We start from the raw sequence: 18,272 nt of genomic DNA, 5'->3' as shown, positions 1-18,272 counted from the left end.
GTGCGTTGTCAGACTGATTGATCTCAGACTTGGCGTCTATCGGGTCGCGTCGGCGAGCATCGAAAACACCGAGAAAACCAGCGGCTTGCGCTCCAGATTGTAGGCTTCGGTATCGCGTGCGGCGCGGACGATCTTTTCCCATACCTCCGCCAGCCGTGCAAGGCGCGGCAGATTGGCATTGACGTCGCCGGTTCGCATGCGCTCGCTCATCCAGCGATCGATGCCGTCGATGAAAGCGGCAAGCGCGACGCGGTCGCTGGTGCCGAGCGCATCGCCCAGCGCGTGCAGCTCGCGCGGATCGACGCTCGGAAGCGTTGCGAGCAGCGCGGCCGTGCGTTGCTGCAGCTTGAGCGCGTCGCCGCCGAGCAGCGATAGCGCCCGCCCGACACTGCCCTCGGACGCTGCCGCGGCTTCCGCCAGCGCGGGATCGTCCGCCGCAATGTCGGTTGCGGCGGTGGCAGCGCGGACCACATCGCCCGTCTCCAGCGGCCGCAGCAGCAATTTGCGGCAGCGGGACAGGATGGTGGGCAACACCCGTGACGGCGCGTGGCTGACCAGCAGGAACAGCGATTGCTGCGGCGGCTCCTCGAGGATTTTCAGCAGCGCATTCGCGGCGTTGGGATTGAGCTCATCGACAGTGTCGACGATGCAGACGCGCCAGCCGTCGACCGCGGCGGTCGAGCCGAAGAACGAGATGGTCTCGCGGGTCTCGTCGACCGTGATCACGGTGCGCATCACGCCGCGGTCGTTGAGGCCGCGCTCCAGCACCAGCAGCCCGCCATGCGCGCCCGCCGTGATCTGGCGCGCCACCGGATCGGACGGATCGACCCGCAGCGTCGGCGCCGCCTGCACCTGGGACGACTTCGGATTGCGGAACGCCAGCACGAACCGCGCCATGCGGTAGGCCAGCGTCGCCTTGCCGACGCCCTGCGCGCCGCCGATCAGCCAGGCATGCGGAATTCGTCCGCTGCGATAGGCATCGAGCAGCGCGGTCTCCGCCTCGCGATGCCCGAACAGATCGGGGGTTTCGCGCGGGTGTCGAGCGGGGTTCTCCTGTTCGACCTTGCGTGCGCTCATGCGGGACTATCTGCCGTGAGCGTTGCGCGCAGATGCTCGCGCAGCGCGGCCCAGATCCGCGCCGCGACCGTGTCCGGATCGGCCGTCGCGTCGATCAGCACGCAGCGCTGTGGATCGTCAGCCGCGATCCTGCGGTAGGCATCGCGCAAATCCTGATGGAACTTGATGCCCTCGGCTTCGAAGCGATCCGCCGTGGCATTGCCGCGGCGCAGGGCGGCGCGCTGCAGTCCGACTTCGACCGGCACATCGAGGATGAAGGTGAGATCGGGTTTGAGATCGCCGATGGTGACGCGCTGCATGGCATTGACGAGGCCGGGCGATACCTGCGCGAGCTGGCCTTGATAGGCGCGCGTGGAATCGAAGAAGCGATCGCACAGCACCCAGATGCCCTGGTTGAGCGCCGGCAGGATCACGGTGCGGACATGGTCGTCACGCGCGGCGGCAAACAGCAGCGTCTCGGCTTCCGGCCCGAGCAGCTTGCCCATCCCCGACAGCACGAGGTGGCGGATGATCTCAGCCCCGGGCGAGCCGCCGGGCTCACGGGTCACGATCGCGCGCAGCTTGGCGACATCGAGCCGTTCGGCGAGCTTGCGGATCTGGGTCGATTTCCCCGATCCCTCGCCGCCCTCAAAGGTAATGAAGCGACCGCGCAAGCTCGGCCGTTGGACTGTTGCTTCCGCCATGTCAGAGCTTCTCGACCCCTGCGCGGAACATTCCGATCACGAGCTCCTGGGCGCCGTCGAGCGCGCGGCGCATCGTCGATCCCGTGCCGACGGCATCGGCCGCGAACACCGGCGTTTCCATCGCGACATTGCCGCCGCGCCAGACCCGGACGACGCCGATCTGCTGGCCGGCGGTGATCGGCGCCTTGACCGGGCCGCTATAGATCACGCGCGCGAGCAGCTTGTCGTTGCCGTTCTTTGATACCATCACCTTGATCGGATCGGGGCTGACCAGCTTGACCGAGCGGCTCTCGCCGCCGAACACCCGGGCGTAGCCGACCGGCTGGTTGGCCGCGATCAGGACCCGTGTCTCGAAGCTGCGGAACCCCCATTCCAGCATCTTCTTGGCTTCGGTCGCCCGGTCGTCGGAATCCTCGAGGCCATTGACCACGACGATCAGCCGCGTGTCGTTCTGCACGGCCGAGCCGACCATGCCGTAGCCGCCTTCCTTGGTGTAGCCGGTCTTCAAGCCATCGGCGCCGGGCAAAGCGTTCAGCAGCGGGTTGCGGTTCTGCTGGCGGATCTTGTTCCAGGTGAATTCCTTCTCGCCGAACAGCTTGTACCGGTCCGGGTAAGTCAGGATGATGTGGCGCGCCAGGATCGCGAGTTCCCGTACCGTCATCTTGTTGGTCGGGTCCGGCAGCCCGTTGGAATTGCCGAAGGTCGACTTGGTCATGCCGAGCTCGCGGGCGCGCTTGGTCATGAAATCGGTCGCAAAGGTATGCTCGTTGCCGGCGATGCCTTCGGCGAGCGCGATGCAGGCGTCGTTGCCGCTCGGGATGATCGCACCGTGCAGGAGATCGTCGACCGAGACCTTGCTGTTGATCGCCGCGAACATCGTGGAGGTCCCGGACGGCGCCCCGCCCCGCCGCCAGGCGTTCTCGCTGATGCGGTACTCGTCGGTCAGCTTGATGTCGCCCTTCTTGATGGCGTCGAACACCACCTCGGCCGTCATCAGCTTCATCATGCTGGAGGGCGCGCGCAGCTCGTCGGCGTTTTTCTCGAACAGCACGCTGCCCGAGGAGGCCTCGACCAGGATCGCGGTCGGCGCGTCGCCGTCGAACCCGCCTTCTTCCTTCTTGGCGCCCTGGACGCTGTTGTTGGCGGCATAGACCACCCCGCCGCAGCCGATCGCCAGCACGACCGCGGCCGCGACCAGGCCACGCCAAGAACGCCCGGCGCGAGCGAACAACGTGCGGGGAATTGCGATCTGGGCTGCCATCGGCGATGTCCTGAAAGACTGCGTTCTAACAGCTGGAAGTATCGCAAACAACTGAGGTTTCGCCGCTTGTACACGGCCGGCTGGATTGCCGGCTGCGCCGAACGCCCGTATCCTTGGAACCAGCTAACGACAGCAGAACCGGCAAACAAGGCGGAAACGCGAATGTCATCCTCCCGCACCATTTCCGCCAACGGCATCGACATGTTCGTGCGTGAGGCCGGCCAAGGCCCACTGGTCGTGCTCTGCCATGGCTGGCCGGAACTGTCCTACTCATGGCGGCACCAGATCGCAGCCCTCGCCGCGGCAGGCTTCCGGGTCGCAGCCCCCGACATGCGCGGGTTCGGCCGGACCACCGCGCCGGCCGATGTCGGCGCCTACACGATCTTCGATACGGTGGGCGACATGGTCGCGCTGGTGGCCGCGCTCGGCGAGCGGACGGCGATGATCGTCGGTCACGATTGGGGCGCGCCGGTCGCCTGGCACGCGGCCCTGTTCCGTCCTGATATCTTCACCAAGGTCGCCGGCCTCAGCGTGCCGCCGCCGTTCCGTGGCCGCGGCCGTCCACTGGAAACCCTGCGCGAGGGCGGCATCACCAATTTTTACTGGCAGTACTTTCAGCCGCCGGGCGTGGCGGAAGCCGAGTTCGAGCGCGACATCGCCCGCACCATGCGGCTGGTGCTCGGGCGCGGCGTCTCCGATCCGAGCTCGATGTTCGTCGACGAAGCCAAGGGCTTCCTCGGCAAGCTGCCGGCCGGACTGCCGCTGCCGGCCTGGCTGACCGAGGCCGACATCGCCGAATTCGCCGAGGGCTACCGGCAGTCCGGCTTCCGCGGCGGCCTCAACTGGTACCGCAATCTCGATCGCAATTGGGAGCTGACCGCGCCCTGGCAGGATGCGCAGATCCATCAGCCCTCGCTGTTCATCGCCGGCTCGAACGATTCGGTGATTACCGGGCTGATCGGTGCCAAGCGGGTTGCGGACATGGAGCGCGTGCTGCCGAACCTGCGGCAGAAGCTGATTATCGAGGGCGCCGGCCACTGGATCCAGCAGGAGCGCCCGGCCGAGGTCAACGCGGCGCTGATCGCATTTCTGAAATGATCAGGCCAAAAGCTTGATTCGCAACGGCTTGCCTCAGTAGAGGCCGCGCCCGCTGAGCACTTCGGCCGGTCCACGCGCGTCGATCGGCACATAGGCCGCCGCCGGGCTCGGAGCCGCGGCGTAACGCGCGTCACTCTCGTAGGAGACCTCGCGCGGATTGTTCGGCACGCGGCGGTGCGACCGGCTCGAGGCCGACATTTCCGAGGTGGCGCTGACCGAGGCGTAGTCGGACTGGGTGTTGCCAAGACTGTAGGGCCGCCCTTCGGGCAGCGGGACATCGCCCCGGACCCGGCCCGACGAGGACGACATCTCCGGCACGAACGGCCGGGCCGAGGCGACCCGGACCATCGACGGGGACGGCGCCGGCGTACCGGTGCGCAGGGTCGCCATCAGCTGGCGGTCGTCGGAGCCTTCGAGCGGCGCCCGGCCGACATATTCGACGCGGACGCGCGCCACGCCGTTGCCTTTGAAATCAAGCAGTTCGGCGGCCTTGTTCGAGACGTCGATGAGGCGATTGCCGTGGTACGGACCACGGTCGTTGACGCGAACGACGAGCGATTTGCCGTTGCTCAGATTGGTGACGCGGGCGTAGCTCGGCATTGGCAAGGTCGGATGGGCGGCCGTGAGCGAGCCCATGTCGAACACCTCGCCATTGGCGGTCAGGCGGCCGTGGAAATCATCGCCGTACCAGGACGCCATGCCCTCGGCGCGGTAGTTCTCGTTCTCTTCCGGCACATAGGTGCGGCCGGCGACGACATAGGGTTTGCCGATGCGGTAGGTGCCGCCGCCCTTCGGCACGGGGTCGCCGAGCGCCACCACACGCGGGCTCGAGGACACGCCGTATTTGGGATCCACCCGGCTGGCGAACTGGTTCGAGGAGGCACAATTGGCGAGGACGAGGCACGTGGCCACCGCAACGGCGCCGCGCGCCGTCCGGATCATCGAATCTGGCCGTCTAATCCCCATCTGCCCCAAGTACCATTCTGCCCGGACCCGCGCCTACTTCGAGACGTCGGGATCGATTCTGTCACTGTGCGGCCCACCTCCGCACCGGATGGTGAAGATATCGCAACCGGAACACGGCGGAAATGGGGAGAGCCGCCGGGCGGTGGCGCCTTGGTGAATGGACCGTTGCGTTTCCTCCGTCCTTCTACGGACCGCGGCCCGCGCAGAACGCCCTCGCCTGTCCCGCTATCAGACACACTGTTGCAGCAAATCATCAGTCGGGGGGCATCTTCAATTCCAACAATTGAATCTTTTTGACTGTGCAAGGCTGCAATCGTTTTCTCTCGGACGTGGGGCGCAAAGGAAGTTTGCGATGATCGAGACGGTTACAGCGGTGATGGGCCTGGTGAGTGCGGCGATCTTCTTGGCGCACGCCGTGGAAGGCTATCGGTACCGGGCCTGACAGTCCGTTGAAGGCGGAAAGACGCGTCACCTCTTTCCAGGAGCGAATGTTCGGAAAGCTTTAATCAATTCGGATGAGCATCGATAGAAAGCAGGTGTATCATGCGTAGTCACGATTTGGTCTCCGACGGATTTCTAACCCTGACCGCAGCAAGCCTCGTGCTGCTGTGCTCCAGCCTGCTGGCCTTCGCTTTCGGCTGAACACGTGATGCCCTGGGCGCCGGTCTGCGCCCATGCGACAAGCGTCGGCTACCCTCACCTGATTTCTCGCCGCCCGAACCCCGGCTTTAGCCTTAGAGTGCCGGCGATACCAACCCAGACACGTGCTCGGCTGCTATGATCTGCACGGCAGTTCCGCCGTCTTCTCCCAGACCCGGTCCTGACGCATCCTCCGTCTTCCCAGCGAGAGGATTCGCGAATGACCGGCGGAGCAAGAGAGGGAACGTCTGCGCTGCTGGTCAGCACGGATGGCCGGTTGCTGATGCAACTGCGCGACGACCTTCCTCAGGTTTCCGATCCCGGCAAGATCAGCCTGTTCGGCGGGCGGCGGGAGGGCACCGAGTCCTTCCTGGAATGCGTGGTGCGCGAAATCCACGAGGAGATTGGCTACTACCTTCCGCCCGAACGTTTTGAGCTGATCGGTCGTTATTTCGGACCGGATTATTCCACGCCGGGCGGCAGCCTTCGCGGCGAGGTGTTCCTTGCGCGGGACGTGCCGATCGACCGGTTGAAGGTCACTGAAGGCCGCCTCGAGATCGTCGCCGTTGATGACCTCGAACGCATCAGCGGCAGGCTCGCACGGCCGGCGGAATATGCGCTCGCGATCTTCCTGAAGCGCGAACCGGTCACCTGAGCGATGAAACCAGCTCGCGGACGAGCTCGTCGATCATCGGCAGCGCATCCGCGGGATGGGCAACGTCGATGTCGTGCACATGCCAGTAGGTCACCTTGTCGGCGACCTCGGGGAACCGCCGCTCGATCAGCGGACGATGCTCGGCCTCCTTGAGCGCGATCACCAGGTCCACGTCGTCGAAATCAGCCAATGAACATGGCTGCGGATCGCGCGCCGCGCCCTCCGGAACGATGCCGTTGGCGCGAAGCCGGTCGTCGGCAAACACCGACATGGCGCCGACATTGTCGGGCGAGCCCCGTTCGGCAGCGCCTCGCGAGAAGGCGCGCCACGGCAGGTTTTCGCCGCGCGCAAGATGATTGAACAGCTCCTCTGCGTATCGACTGCGGTAGTAGTTGCCGGTGCAAAGGAAGAGGACGTGCTTCATGGGCATCATGATGGCCAACGGCGATGGTCGCGGTCAACCGTGGTGCGTGCATGCGACGATGACCCGCGGCCAATTGCTGCAGCCTCGGCGCCGTAGCATCGGCTGAAGGCCAGGTTGTCCTCGCGCTCAATTCAGTCGGTTCGCTGCCAGTGGACCGAGCTAACGGCCCATTTCGCTCCGGTGTTCTCGCCAAGTTCGCGTTGCGTTCGGCGTCGCCCTACGCTAAGGGCCTGATCCGAATGATCCGGAAGGGTGGCCGAGTGGTTTAAGGCACCGGTCTTGAAATACAGTTTCGGCCATCCCTCCCCGTCATCACCAGTCCGCGAACGTCCTATTTTGTTGGTGTTTGTGGACTGCCGATAGAGTGCCTGTACCGGCTGATATTGGCTCGTCCCGTCGCGTTGGGTGCCAATCCCGGTGCCAAAAGAAAATGCCCGGGACTAGCCCCATCATTAAAGGTTGGCGCGCGTTGGGGCGGCGCCGCTTTATCGCGTCCTAATCAGTTGGTGGCAATCCCGGTGGCAAAAAGCCTCGCCGCTGGCCAAGCGGAATAACCCAGGCTATTGGCATACATCGCTCAATCCTCCATAGTTTGCGTAGGTATTTCAGTCTGTTGTGCTAGTCGAGGATCATTATGTGGGTCCGGATTTTGGCAGTGGGAATAACTGGCTTTGCCGGCATGGGTGCAGTTGCAGCGCTCGCGAGAGATCCGGCGCCGGCACCGGTCGTCGAGTATCCAGTGGCGGAGCGCGCCAAGAAAGCCGATCGGCTCTCGCTCGTCCCAGAGCAGCGGACGGTCGGCAGCACCACGAGCGCGCTCCCGCGGTACAGCCAGCACCGATCACATCGGCACCGCCGCCACCTGCCCCGCAAACGAAAACCATCTTGGAGCCTCCGCCTCCTCCCGTCGTCGCTCCACGTCATCGGCACGAAGCGACCGATCCTGGTTCGAAAAAGAGAAAGCGGCGCGCCAGCAGCAAACAACCTCAAGCCGTGCAGGCCGAAAAGCCGATCCGCACCGTCGACTGTGGCGGAAACGGGCTGGACAGTCTCTTGCGGTCGATGCGGCTCAAGCCGGGTTGCTTGTGAGCCAACTTTCATGAGAACGACCCCAGTGTGGGCGGCACGCCGGGGTCGCCATTTCTAAACTCCCGACCGGGGGGTGGGTGTGAGAGCCGGGAGGTATTTCCCATGACTCCCGACGCTGCCGGTTGTTCCTGAAGTCTGCGTCAGCCCACCCGCAAGTTTTCGGCGGAAGTCTTGCCCCGATTTTCCCGCTCTTCGTAACTGACCTTTGCACCTTCATTGAGGCTGCTGAGACCGGCCTTTTCGACCGCCGAGATGTGCACGAATATGTCCTTGCCACCGTTGTCGGGCTGAATGAACCCGTAGCCCTTGGTGGGATTAAACCATTTGACAGTACCTGTAGCCACGTCGTCTCTCCAATTGAAGTAAGGCCTTCAGCCTAGCGTTAGCGCTGGACATCGCAAAGCCGCATAAATCCGGAGAGCTCGGCTCTTCCAAGGTTTGTGTGTGCGGCTGGCAACAGTCGTTCCCCCACGACCTTGCTAGACTATTGGTACTGGGATTTCAGGGCCCCAGGCTGGAAAATAGCAGGCCGCCGCCGGGACAAACCATTTCGGGCCCGGCGGCGTACTTTTCTGTCAGCTCACCGCGGCATGCCCGGGGTTCAGTTAACCGCTCCTCGATACGGTATGGCCGCCACCGGGACGAGATCGGACTGGCTCTCCTCCCCATTCGCCTGCTCGATCGCCCGCACGGCGTCGACCGCAAAGGCGAAGTTGCCTGCGACCGAACCGCAGGGCATCTCGATCACCGCCCTGTCTTCCCAGCTGCCGGCATTCTCGACCGCGAAGAACAGCCGGACCATTCCGGACCCCATGGGCTCGACTTTGCGGATGGTGGTGGCGAGGCACTGCGGCGCGCGCCGGCGGGTTGCGGTGCTCATGCCTGCCCCCTGAGCGCGTCCTGGATCGTGAACAGCATCGCCTCGATCCGGCAATTACCTCGGAGTTGAATATCGATGTCTTCGGTCTCCTCGACAAGGTAGGTGATCAGCGCGCGAAGGCCGCCCATCGTCGCTGGCGTCGTCCACAGAAGCTGGTCGAGAGCCTTCGAGGCAGCATCGCCAGTGGCACCGCTGACGTCATCAGCGTCTCCCCAGATTTCGCCGTGCCGCGCGAACGCGTCGTCAAGGGCGTCATGCGCCCTCTGGCGCTGCAGATCCGACGCCAGTGGGTAGGCGTCGATCTGCTCATGACTGTAGGCAATGCGAGGCGTGGCCTCGTCCCACGCAATTGCCACGAAGGGGCGAGTCCCAATGCCCTCTTCGATCAGCATCTTCTCTCGCCGGCAGTATTCGGCCGTGGCATCGGAGTATGCCTTTGCGGCCGCGCGGTGAGCCTCGATCAGAGCGAAGACGGGATCGTCCTGCTCGGCGGCGACGGCCATTACGGGGGTCCCGGCCAAGGCGGCCGCGGCGGTCCGGGCGAGGAATTGACGGCGGGAAGCAGCGGTGCTCATGCTGACACCCCCATTCGGATCACGTCGTCGACCAGCCGCCTCATCAGCAGATGCTCCCAGTCGGCATCGGCATCGCTGGTGTCCCAGTAGGAGCTCGCGCCGAACTGAGCGAGACGGGCTTTCACCGCAAGCCCGGCTATCGTGCTCGCAGGTATGGCAAGGATTGCCCGGCACGTCGCCTCCGACTCGTCAATGATGTCGTCGGGGTGTTCATGCAGGGGCGCCGACGCGACCTCCTCCTCGCATGGCTTCCATACTGCAACGGATATCTTGTACCGCTGGACGAAAGCGTCCAGTTGCGTTCCGAGATCGATTAATTTGGCGTCGGCGTGCTGCTGTGCGCCTGCGGCGGGCGCGCCGGCACCAGCCAAGGCGGCGGCAGCCGCCGTCCCGGCGAGGAAACGCCGTCGCGATGTGGTATTTGTGGTCTTAGCCTGTGACATGGAAGCGACTCCGTGTTGCTGGTTAGGGCCGGCTCGGAAGTTACCGCTTCCGTCCGGCCTGCTTTTTTGGTACACCGTAATTATGGCGAAGTCAATTCCGGTACACCAAAAAAGACGCGGCCGTCCCGCCACGGGACGCGACCCAGCTGTCACGATCCGCATTCCAAAAGATGTGCTTGATGCCGTTGAGACCTGGGCTGCTCGACAGGACGACACACCAGCCCGCTCGCCAGCGATAGTTCGGTTGGTCGAAATCGGGCTAAAGGCGAAAGGAAAATGAAGCCGTGGCTATCATTCCGCTCTTAATTGGAATTCTGATCATTGTTGTTGTTGGGGCGATCTGCTTCTGGGCAATCGACAGGTTTGCGCAAGACGGCCGATTAGCGAACCTTCTCAAGTTGCTGGTGGTGCTCGTTTGCTTAGGCGCGATTGTACAGCGCCTGCTTGTACTGACTTATTGAGCGGCGCCAATATTTAATACTTGCCGGCCCGGAGGCCATCCGCCGGCTGGTCGAGATCGGGTTAAAGGCGAAAGGGAAATAGCGTCGTGCCAGCGGCTTGGGATCGACCCTCTACCTACGCTTTCCGTGGTGGAGACGACACGAAGCAAGAAATCTACGTTGCCGTTGGCGCAGCTCTCACGGCTTGGGAAGAACTCGAGGCTGATATCGCTGGCCTATTCGCACACCTTACAGGAAGTGCCGATCAAGTTCATTTCGGTCCAGCCATTCGCGCCTTCGGCGCAGTCAGCGGCGCTAAAATGCGTGCTCAAATGCTCGATCTTGCATCAAGCGCTTTCTTTGAAAATCTAATCTTGTTTGACGAGCCGACCGAACCGGTCACGACCGCCGTTGAGGCGGTCACCGAGGCGCTCAAAGCGTACCGTGGTTGGTCTGACCGGCGCAACGATGTCGCTCATGGTGCCGTGCGAGAAGCAGACGATCCCGATCCGGAGAGCGAGACGCAAACCGGCCCCTGCACGTATCTTTTATATCCTTCAGAATCGAACACTCGAAAGTGGCCAACGCTCGGACCGCCAGCTTACAATTTCAATGCCCGCGAAATTTGCAAATTTGCTGATGGATTTATCGAACTGAGGCAACACGTCATCGACGTTTGCGAAATGATTGCCGTTCTGAACAGAAAACTGTCAAGTAACACCCCGTCCGCTGCTGATCAGGTCCGGTCTCCCAAAAGCTAAATGACCTACGTTTTCGGCCTTAGCGGCATGACGCACGCCTTACTCTGTCTGGTCGAATGTTCCTCATCGGGAAACAGCGGAAGCCACGCCTGCTCGTCCTCGTTCTTGGCAAAAATCGGTCCACACCAATTCCAGGTCAAGGAAGCTTTGGACCACGGAATGTCCGCTTTCGGCTGATCATTCTCGTCTGACTCGATCGGTATGGCGACGGCTGTGCTGTCCCAATAGATGCCTCCCGAAGGCAGCTCCAAATACTCGCATACGCCGGGGTCAGTCCCTTCATCGATCAGGTCGATAAGCTCATCCAGATCCTCGGCCACGAAGAAGCCGACAAGGTCGTGTTCGTCAACTGTGCGAACGAGAAACGCGGACATGGCTGGTCTACTCCTTGATCGGACGCCGCCCAATCTTCGCGGTGAGTTCTGCAATCCTCTTATCGTCCCTCGCCTTGATCGCCTTCCGTAACTCTTTGAGGTCGCCTTCGCTGAATGCCTCGTCTGCTCGGCGGTTGCGCGGGCCTGCCGATTTGGCACTTTCTACGGGCTGGCCTACGGCTTGTTTGGAGACACCGCTAGCCTTCGAAGGCCCCAAGTCTACAACGTCATCCCACTTGGAAAGTCCTTTCCCCAACGAAGGGCGCGGTTTTGGCGGCCGCTTCAATTCCTCCAGGGTCTTGATGCCGTCCTGAATAACATCCTCGGAGTACTTCCCTCCGAAGTGCGGTTCTTCGCCGAGGATCTTGTGCGCCGCCAAGCGCAGGGCTCCTTTGACAATCACGTCCATCCCGTGTTCGCGTAGCCATGTACGGTGACGCCACTCATCGTCAGAATAGTCAGGCTCTGTCGTGGGCACGCGAAGTATTTCTTGCAACTCGTCGACGGTCACCCCTCGCCCCATCTCGTCGTGGAATTTTTTAAGTGCATCGAGGAAATCGACAAGGCGCCGCATGAGGTAGATTGACTCGGTTTCGCTGCCGGCCATCGTGCGAAGCAATGCAGCTGAGAAGCCAGACAACGCCCGCTCTACCTCGCCCTTGGCCCAGTCCCGAGCGCGCTGCTTCTCGCGCTCTTCCTTCTCGGGACCGTCGCCATCGATGACTGTGAAGTCCGGCATTCTGCCCTCCCCGGATGGTTGATCCTCCCGCGACGGGCGCCCTTAAGCAAGACACTAAGGTGGTAGGCTGCGTTCGGTGATTTGGCGACGAGCCAACGGTCGTAGCCGTGCAGGTACCTGCACGGAGGTTTGCAATTAATTGCAAAAATAAAACCCGCCGATGAAGGCGGGTTCTGCGATTGAAGACTGCGGCGCGTTTTAAGCTGCCTGCTTTTGATCCTTGGCGATCATCTCGTTGGATGCGAACCATGAGATCCGCTTGAATGCCTGCACGCCCACCTTGCGGATAGCCTGCGTAAAGGCACCTTCTAGGGCTTCCCTGAATTCGGCTTTTTCAAATGGGTTCATGTTAGCAACTCCCAGCTGCGTAGAGGGTATAGGGTGCGTTCACTGCTTTTTGGTTACGTATAGCCATGCACCTTTTACTTCGACCGTGTCAAATGACGGAATCGCCAGTAAAGGTTCGGTTAACGCTTGGAAAAAGGTTCGATCGGCCGGGCTCCGTAGGTGGAACTTGATGTGGGACGCTTTCCTGATGGCGTGAGAAAGGGCGAGAACCCCGCCAAAAAGGCCTGTTAGAGCCTTCCCGTAGGAATCCACTCCCAAATCCTCAAAGTCAAACCGCGGAGCGAAGGTCATGTTCCTAACCCGGAGGACGTAACCATCATACCCCGGTAACATAGTGTGATTTACCTCACAAACAACCCAGCATTGGTCGCCGACGAAGAAGCCGTAGACCTCGGCTTTAGGATGGCCTCCGACAGCCAAGGGGCTCAGAACGCCAAAAGTCGCAGGCGCGAATTCTTCAAAGTCCTGGCCGTATCCCTCGCACTGAGCCTTCCATGTCGCCAAAAGAGACGGCCACGAACCGTTCTGCGCTGAAAGCATTTTGATCATATTGGGGAACATCTTTTGCGGGAATCAATCCAGGCACGCTATCGGAACGCGCTTAGCGAGACCAGTACCCAGAAAGTAGACATGCACCTCTTCCTCCGCCCCACCGTCATAGCCGGCGACAAGCTCGAGAACGACTTCGTGGTGATCCACGAAGGCCGCACGGTCGGCCGGATCAGGTTGGCGACAGAGCGCGCCCCTCCCCTTTGGACGTACAGCATCACCGTGCCGCTTCCCGTCCCTCCCTACGCCACGGGAGCCGGTGCGGATCTGGAAGAGGCCAAGGCGCTGTTTCGGAAGGCGTGGGAGAGGTTCTACGCCGGCCTCGATGCCAAGAGCATAGAACTCTGGCACCACACCCAGGACGCGGCTAAAGGGCGCTTCGGACGATCTGAGGAAAACTGATGAAGCACGTTGGCGACCGCCCCTACTCCGACCCCGAGAAAGCCGCCCGCAGGATCATGGACCACGCGCGGGCATTCGTGCCCATCCAGGACGGCGGGATCTACATCGAGAAGATCAACTATCCGTTCATCGACAAGGACCCCATGAACAAGGGCCCGCACGCGCCGCCGACTAAGCCCGCGCTACTCAAGTTCAGCTTTTGACATCGGACCTTCGCCGAAGCAGTTTCTTGATCGGCCAACCGGTCAGACATCGGAAGATGAAGCCGAGGACCATGAGTGGCACCAAGATTGGCGCATAAGCCAACATGCAGAGACCTGCCAACCATTTCGGATTGCGACGCTCCCGAGGCCCCTTATCCCGGTCGAGCCGAAAGTAAATCAACACTGCAATGACGTGGACCGCGAATACGACGGCCCAAATACCCGCAGCGAATGTCAGGCTTGGCACGCAGCCTCACCACGGCGGTCTCGTAGAGTATTCGCTTTTTTCATAGTTCACTCGACCTCCTCCGGCTTCCAACCCCCGCAGTGGCGGAGGTATTCCATATGGAACCCGCCGCCCGGCATTATCGTCGAGGACAGCGAACTTGTTCAGAGCGGGACGTGTGTGAGAATGCCGCAGCCCGGGAAAGACCCGTTCGCTTAAAAAAAACACCAGCGCCGTTGCCGGGCTGGTGTTGTAGTTCCGGGGACGTGTAGCGAGCGCCCCCACGTTGGCAATTTTCTGCAAAACCTGCCGCGCAAGACAATGCGAAATTCGTCTAAGCGATTCGCGCTGTCGCCCCTGAATACCTATCTTTTGGGGATGCCAAAATTCGAGTTTTGCCTGCCGACGGTCGGAAAAACCGTGCCCGCGGGACCCGAATGGTTCCACGAGATCAAGTACGACGGCTACCGCCTGCGCCTCGAGCGCGACGGAGAGCGCGTCCGGCTGATCACCAAGGGCGGCTATGACTGGACCAAGCGCTTCCCTTGGATCGTGGAGTCCGCCCTCAAGAACCGCCAGAAGCAGTTCGTGATCGACGGCGAGGCAATCGTCCGCGGCGTGGATGGCTACTCGGACTTCAACGCCCTGCACTCCGGCAAGCATAATGCCGAGGTCGAGATGCTCGCCTTCGACATCCTGGCGATTGATGGCGACGATCTGAGGGAGCTGCCGCTGTCGATGCGCAAGACGAACCTGCAGCAACTCCTCGCGCGGCGGCCGGAGGGCATCTTCGTCTCTGACTTCGAGCAAGGTGAGATCGGCCCGGACCTCTTTCGGAAGGTATGCGAATTTGGCTTTGAGGGCCTGGTGTCGAAGCGCTCGGATCGACCGTACCGGGGCGGCCGATGCTCGCACTGGGTCAAGGTCAAAAACCGGACCCATGCGGCGATGTCACGGAAGTTCGAGTGACTATGGCTGCCGCTGGTCCTTTGGAACTTGCCTCTTTCTCGGTAGTTGGACCAGCGGTGCACGTTGCGATTTAGGGTTTAATCATATGAATCGGCCGCTGACAGTTCTCGCATTTTGCGCTCTCTTCACCTTTCCCGGCATAGCGTCGGCGCATCAGCTGAAGACAGAGCGCAGTCAGACGTCCGATTTTAGCTCTCGTCAACGCTGCGTGTGCAGCAGCACATGGCACAGACCCGCCCGCATCGCCCGATATACGCGGTATCGACTAAGAGCAGCATATTTGATTGGCTATGATCCTCTACCGTACCGATACGGCTCGACCTACGTGTTCGAGCCGCCGTATCGCTATTATCGGCGGTAGGGCAGCGGCCCCGTAAAAACCCCGCTTGCGCTCCACCGCTGGTTGCGGGAAGCTTCCTGCTCGTCTTGGGGCAGGCAACATGGAAATCTTTCTCTTCTGGATCGGCTTTTCGATCCTCGTCGCGGTCGCGGCCAATGCGCGCGGGCGCAGCGGCATCGCGTGGTTCTTTCTGTCGATCGTGATCTCACCACTTCTTGCCCTGCTGTTCGTGCTGGTGATGACACGTAAAGACTTGCCACCTCCCGCTCCCGCTCAGCACGCGGCAGGCCCGTTCCAGGCGGGGGGAGTGCTATCCGGCATTCCCTATCGGCTGCTACCCGATGGATCGGTCGAAGCTGTCATGCAAGGGGCGACTGTTCGATTTTCAGATTATGCAAAGTTTGCTGTTGCCATCGGCGCCCCTCTCCCACCGCCTGCTCCGCCGTCACAGCACAGGCCGCTTGAGACGCTTAGAACTCCAGCCCTTTGGGCGAATGTCGATCGGAGCGAGAAGTGAGGGCCATCGGCTGGTCGAGACCGGGCTGAAAGCGAAGGGGGAAATAAAGTTGAGCAATACCGACGGCAACACGCCGGATGACGATGGACTGGCCGTTGAATTTTTGTCCGGAAGTAACGGCCACACGAAGAGCATCCCCACCCTCATTCTGCAGGGCTTAATTGTTCCCGAAGAAAAGGTTGCTGAGGGAATTTTGGTCAAATCAACTTCCGCGGTTTGGGCGGACATTGCCAAGATGCTCGCACGGGATTGGACGCTAGCATCCGAGCTGACGCCGACGCAGTGGGAAGAGATGGTGGCTGGCGCTTATGAGCGCACAGGATACAAGGTGATTCTTACTCCACGATCAGGAGATTTCGGACGAGACATCATCGCTACATCGGCAGGCATCGGATCAATCAAAATCCTAGGATCCGTCAAGAAATACGCGCCGGGTCGACTAGTGGATGCGGAAGCCTGCCGGTCATTGCTTGGCGTCCTCGCAGCCGATCAAAAAGCATCGAAAGGTATCATTACAACCACCTCCGATTTCGCGCCGATGATCAAAACCGATCCGTCCATCGCACCGTTCTTGCCTACCCGATTGGAATTGGTGAATGGACTTGAGCTCAAAAAATGGCTTGCTGAGCTCAGTATCTAAACGAACTTAATCGATCTTGAGCATCACGCGTTCCCGGCCGGCGTTGCCTTCTGGAGCGCCGTCATCGCGGCCTGCTCCCGGCTGGCTTCGATCTGGTCGGCAAAGTCGGTGCAGCCTTTGACGGCCTCAGCCGCAGCCTGGACCATTTCCATGGCGGCCTGCACCGCCTCGGCGATCTCGCCAATTTCACGAAAGGTCGAAATTTCCTTCTCGCGCGCACCGCTGCGCTGGCGCTCGGAAACGAAAAATTCGGCGAGACATCGCGGGTCGGCTACGGTCATGGATTTCAAGATGAGAAGCCGCTCGCCGAGCGCTTGCCACTGCAACAGAAATTGCTCGCGATCATTGCTCATCGACCGCCGCCATACCAGCTCGGTTTCTTTCCCGTCGAGTTACGTTTCGCCTGATTTGCCACCCGCTTCAGGCTAGACATGACGTCTTCGTCGGCGATGACGCGGTACTGGCCGTGGTCCGTCATCAAATCCACAGTGCCGTGATGCGACAGATCGGGACCAGAGTTTGGATTGCCGACAATGGAAGGCGAGCCAATGCTTTGTATGCCGATATGGCCAAAGTCCGTGGCCGGGCCGCCAATCGCAAGATGCCTGAAGCCGATCTCCTTGCCTGCATTGAGATCGGTGAGCAGTCCAAGATGCTTCTGCGCGGCATCGGCATTGACCACAAACTCATCTCGCGACAGCATCGCCGGGATCGAGTCCGATGTCCGCGTGCCGGGACCGGTGATCAAGCCACCGGTTGCGGCGGTTACCGGCTGCTCGGTTTTCTGCTGTGGAACAAGCAGGTTCTGCGCGAAACTTGATATTGCGTCGCCGAGCTTCGAGAACTTTTCATCGGCACTCTCTGCAGCGTCGCCGAGGCTGGCAACGTCTTTCGATGCATCCGGCAATGCGCCTTGCTGCTGCTGATCAGCCTCTGGTCGCGGTTGCGGCAACGGAACACCATTCGGAAATTCCAACGGCAGAGAATTGAGCTGTTCCTGGTTGTATTTCGGAAACGTGATCGGCGTGCTGATACCCGGCTGATAGGGGCCAGCTGGGTTTTTCTCTCCGCCAAACTCATAATCGTTGGAGGACGGAAAGATCCCTGCGGCGCCTCGGTCGATGGGCACATCGGGAACAAACTGAGCCGACTTCGGATCATAATGCCCGCGAACAGCCGGAGGGTAATCCTGCGACACGCCGCTCGGCGATTTATTAGGGACTGAAAATCCGCCCTGCCGAGCAATGTTTTCGTTAAGGGCGCGCTGTGATTGCCAGTCCCGCTTCAGGTCTTCAAGAGATTGGGCCTGATCAGCACGGAATGATTCCCGGGTCGCTGCCCCCGGGGAAGTTTCTGGAATAGAAGCGGGGGAAGATGAAGACGAAAATGGAGACGAAGATGAAGATGGAGACGAAGCCGCCTCACGTGCCAGCCGGTCACCCTCAACGGTTCGAACACCGGTCTGACGGGCGGTCTGCTCGTATTGTGCGGCCCCGGACGTGATCTTATCGGCCGCCTGCCCCATCTTGCCCGCGGCGTCATTGGTTTTGGCCGATGCGTCACCGAGCTTGCTGGTGCTGTCCTTCAGCGTGTCGTTGTCCGAAGGACGCTCTCTGCTTTCGGTACTCTTTGTTCCGCTCAACGTCTTCAGAATGCCTTGGAGTAAGCTAACCTGCTTGTCGCTGAGTTCGTTAAGCTTCTTTTCTTCCTCGAGCTGTGCATCCATGTAGCGCAGCGAGGTGACGTCGGTCGAAAGCTTCCGGCCCTCATCGTCCTTGGTAAACTTCAGATTTGACTCGCGCTCGAGGTAGTCAGCTGAGCGAATTTCGGTCTGCGCTTTCTTACCCGCTAGCCCGTCCTATTCGTGAGAGTGCGGCTTTTGGGCCCGATTGATGCGGCCGTACATCTGCTCTGACGAGGCGCACAGGATTGCCTTCGGCTTTTCACCGCCTGACGACCGGTACTTTGCAACGC

At 61.2% G+C, this 18,272-nt stretch carries 24 protein-coding genes; 9 read left to right on the top strand and 15 right to left on the bottom strand.

From position 1 onward, the window contains the following. Positions 1-36: 36 nt before the first annotated feature. From AC066Y_RS39035 to AC066Y_RS39025, 3 genes are read right to left on the bottom strand one after another with little or no spacing between them, the layout of a single operon-like run. Positions 37-1,077: a DNA polymerase III subunit delta' gene (locus AC066Y_RS39035; protein WP_478278502.1), complete on the bottom strand. Its 1,041-nt coding sequence runs from the start codon at positions 1,075-1,077 to the stop codon at positions 37-39. Next, entirely contained in the window at positions 1,074-1,760 is a 687-nt protein-coding gene (gene tmk / locus AC066Y_RS39030) for a dTMP kinase (RefSeq protein ID WP_478278501.1), read from the bottom strand. Before tmk ends, AC066Y_RS39035 begins: the two co-directional genes overlap by 4 nt. Before the next feature lies 1 nt (position 1,761). Continuing rightward, positions 1,762-3,021, bottom strand: a complete 1,260-nt coding sequence (locus AC066Y_RS39025) for a D-alanyl-D-alanine carboxypeptidase family protein (protein ID WP_478278500.1) — start codon at positions 3,019-3,021, stop codon at positions 1,762-1,764. A gap of 162 nt (positions 3,022-3,183) precedes the next feature. Here AC066Y_RS39025 and AC066Y_RS39020 point away from each other — a divergent pair, with 162 nt between their 5' ends. Then, on the top strand, positions 3,184-4,119 hold the full coding sequence (locus tag AC066Y_RS39020) for an alpha/beta fold hydrolase (protein ID WP_478278499.1): 936 nt from the start codon (positions 3,184-3,186) through the stop codon (positions 4,117-4,119). 33 nt (positions 4,120-4,152) lie between these two features. Here the strand turns inward: AC066Y_RS39020 and AC066Y_RS39015 are convergent, their stop codons facing one another. Continuing rightward, the gene (locus AC066Y_RS39015; protein ID WP_478278498.1) at positions 4,153-5,085 is read right to left on the bottom strand and encodes a septal ring lytic transglycosylase RlpA family protein; all 933 of its coding nucleotides are present in this window, start codon (positions 5,083-5,085) and stop codon (positions 4,153-4,155) included. Between the two features lie 859 nt (positions 5,086-5,944). Between AC066Y_RS39015 and AC066Y_RS39010 the strand changes: the two genes are divergently transcribed. Next, on the top strand, positions 5,945-6,379 hold the full coding sequence (locus tag AC066Y_RS39010) for an NUDIX domain-containing protein (protein ID WP_478278497.1): 435 nt from the start codon (positions 5,945-5,947) through the stop codon (positions 6,377-6,379). Here the strand turns inward: AC066Y_RS39010 and AC066Y_RS39005 are convergent. The 5 genes from AC066Y_RS39005 to AC066Y_RS38985 all read right to left on the bottom strand — a co-directional run bounded on the left by AC066Y_RS39005 (position 6,372) and on the right by AC066Y_RS38985 (position 9,790). After that, positions 6,372-6,803: an arsenate reductase/protein-tyrosine-phosphatase family protein gene (locus AC066Y_RS39005; RefSeq protein WP_478278496.1), complete on the bottom strand. Its 432-nt coding sequence runs from the start codon at positions 6,801-6,803 to the stop codon at positions 6,372-6,374. The genes AC066Y_RS39010 and AC066Y_RS39005 overlap by 8 nt on opposite strands. Positions 6,804-8,032: 1,229 nt before the next feature. Continuing rightward, positions 8,033-8,236, bottom strand: a complete 204-nt coding sequence (locus tag AC066Y_RS39000; protein WP_478278495.1) for a cold-shock protein — start codon at positions 8,234-8,236, stop codon at positions 8,033-8,035. A 257-nt stretch (positions 8,237-8,493) separates the two neighbouring features. After that, positions 8,494-8,772 carry a hypothetical protein gene (locus AC066Y_RS38995; protein ID WP_478278494.1) on the bottom strand — a complete coding sequence of 93 codons (279 nt, stop codon included), beginning with the start codon at positions 8,770-8,772 and terminating at the stop codon, positions 8,494-8,496. After that, positions 8,769-9,347 (bottom strand): hypothetical protein, encoded by a 579-nt coding sequence (locus tag AC066Y_RS38990; RefSeq protein WP_478278493.1) that lies wholly within the window; start codon positions 9,345-9,347, stop codon positions 8,769-8,771. Before AC066Y_RS38990 ends, AC066Y_RS38995 begins: the two co-directional genes overlap by 4 nt. After that, entirely contained in the window at positions 9,344-9,790 is a 447-nt protein-coding gene (locus AC066Y_RS38985) for a twin-arginine translocation signal domain-containing protein (protein WP_478278492.1), read from the bottom strand. The genes AC066Y_RS38990 and AC066Y_RS38985 overlap by 4 nt, the downstream gene beginning before the upstream one ends. A gap of 284 nt (positions 9,791-10,074) precedes the next feature. Here AC066Y_RS38985 and AC066Y_RS38980 point away from each other — a divergent pair, with 284 nt between their 5' ends. Both AC066Y_RS38980 and AC066Y_RS38975 read left to right on the top strand, forming a co-directional pair. Continuing rightward, entirely contained in the window at positions 10,075-10,251 is a 177-nt protein-coding gene (locus tag AC066Y_RS38980; RefSeq protein ID WP_171947770.1) for a hypothetical protein, read from the top strand. 86 nt (positions 10,252-10,337) lie between these two features. Then, positions 10,338-10,991, top strand: a complete 654-nt coding sequence (locus tag AC066Y_RS38975; protein WP_478278491.1) for a hypothetical protein — start codon at positions 10,338-10,340, stop codon at positions 10,989-10,991. 5 nt (positions 10,992-10,996) lie between these two features. On the opposite strand, the gene AC066Y_RS38970 is transcribed toward AC066Y_RS38975, so the two are convergent. The 4 genes from AC066Y_RS38970 to AC066Y_RS38955 all read right to left on the bottom strand — a co-directional run bounded on the left by AC066Y_RS38970 (position 10,997) and on the right by AC066Y_RS38955 (position 13,001). Next, positions 10,997-11,365 carry a hypothetical protein gene (locus tag AC066Y_RS38970; protein ID WP_478278490.1) on the bottom strand — a complete coding sequence of 123 codons (369 nt, stop codon included), beginning with the start codon at positions 11,363-11,365 and terminating at the stop codon, positions 10,997-10,999. Between the two features lie 7 nt (positions 11,366-11,372). Then, positions 11,373-12,104, bottom strand: a complete 732-nt coding sequence (locus AC066Y_RS38965) for a hypothetical protein (RefSeq protein ID WP_478278489.1) — start codon at positions 12,102-12,104, stop codon at positions 11,373-11,375. 198 nt (positions 12,105-12,302) lie between these two features. After that, on the bottom strand, positions 12,303-12,452 hold the full coding sequence (locus AC066Y_RS38960) for a hypothetical protein (RefSeq protein WP_453967475.1): 150 nt from the start codon (positions 12,450-12,452) through the stop codon (positions 12,303-12,305). A 39-nt stretch (positions 12,453-12,491) separates the two neighbouring features. Beyond that, on the bottom strand, positions 12,492-13,001 hold the full coding sequence (locus tag AC066Y_RS38955) for a hypothetical protein (protein WP_478278488.1): 510 nt from the start codon (positions 12,999-13,001) through the stop codon (positions 12,492-12,494). Between the two features lie 81 nt (positions 13,002-13,082). On the opposite strand from AC066Y_RS38955, the gene AC066Y_RS38950 reads away from it, so the two are divergent. The 5 genes from AC066Y_RS38950 to AC066Y_RS38930 all read left to right on the top strand — a co-directional run bounded on the left by AC066Y_RS38950 (position 13,083) and on the right by AC066Y_RS38930 (position 16,298). Further along, complete coding sequence (locus tag AC066Y_RS38950; protein ID WP_478278487.1) at positions 13,083-13,403, top strand: hypothetical protein; 321 nt, start codon at positions 13,083-13,085, stop codon at positions 13,401-13,403. After that, complete coding sequence (locus AC066Y_RS38945; RefSeq protein WP_478278486.1) at positions 13,403-13,606, top strand: hypothetical protein; 204 nt, start codon at positions 13,403-13,405, stop codon at positions 13,604-13,606. Before AC066Y_RS38950 ends, AC066Y_RS38945 begins: the two co-directional genes overlap by 1 nt. A gap of 604 nt (positions 13,607-14,210) precedes the next feature. Further along, positions 14,211-14,801 carry an ATP-dependent DNA ligase gene (locus tag AC066Y_RS38940; RefSeq protein WP_478278485.1) on the top strand — a complete coding sequence of 197 codons (591 nt, stop codon included), beginning with the start codon at positions 14,211-14,213 and terminating at the stop codon, positions 14,799-14,801. Between the two features lie 440 nt (positions 14,802-15,241). Further along, positions 15,242-15,658, top strand: a complete 417-nt coding sequence (locus AC066Y_RS38935) for a hypothetical protein (RefSeq protein WP_478278484.1) — start codon at positions 15,242-15,244, stop codon at positions 15,656-15,658. A gap of 49 nt (positions 15,659-15,707) precedes the next feature. After that, on the top strand, positions 15,708-16,298 hold the full coding sequence (locus AC066Y_RS38930) for a restriction endonuclease (protein ID WP_478278483.1): 591 nt from the start codon (positions 15,708-15,710) through the stop codon (positions 16,296-16,298). A gap of 23 nt (positions 16,299-16,321) precedes the next feature. Here the strand turns inward: AC066Y_RS38930 and AC066Y_RS38925 are convergent, their stop codons facing one another. Both AC066Y_RS38925 and AC066Y_RS38920 read right to left on the bottom strand, forming a co-directional pair. Then, positions 16,322-16,651 (bottom strand): hypothetical protein, encoded by a 330-nt coding sequence (locus tag AC066Y_RS38925; protein WP_478278482.1) that lies wholly within the window; start codon positions 16,649-16,651, stop codon positions 16,322-16,324. Next, on the bottom strand, positions 16,648-18,024 hold the full coding sequence (locus tag AC066Y_RS38920; protein WP_478278481.1) for a hypothetical protein: 1,377 nt from the start codon (positions 18,022-18,024) through the stop codon (positions 16,648-16,650). Before AC066Y_RS38920 ends, AC066Y_RS38925 begins: the two co-directional genes overlap by 4 nt. Positions 18,025-18,272: the final 248 nt, after the last annotated feature.

The organism is Bradyrhizobium sp. USDA3010, assembly GCF_056429065.1.
This window is presented reverse-complemented; position numbering and strand designations above follow the sequence as displayed.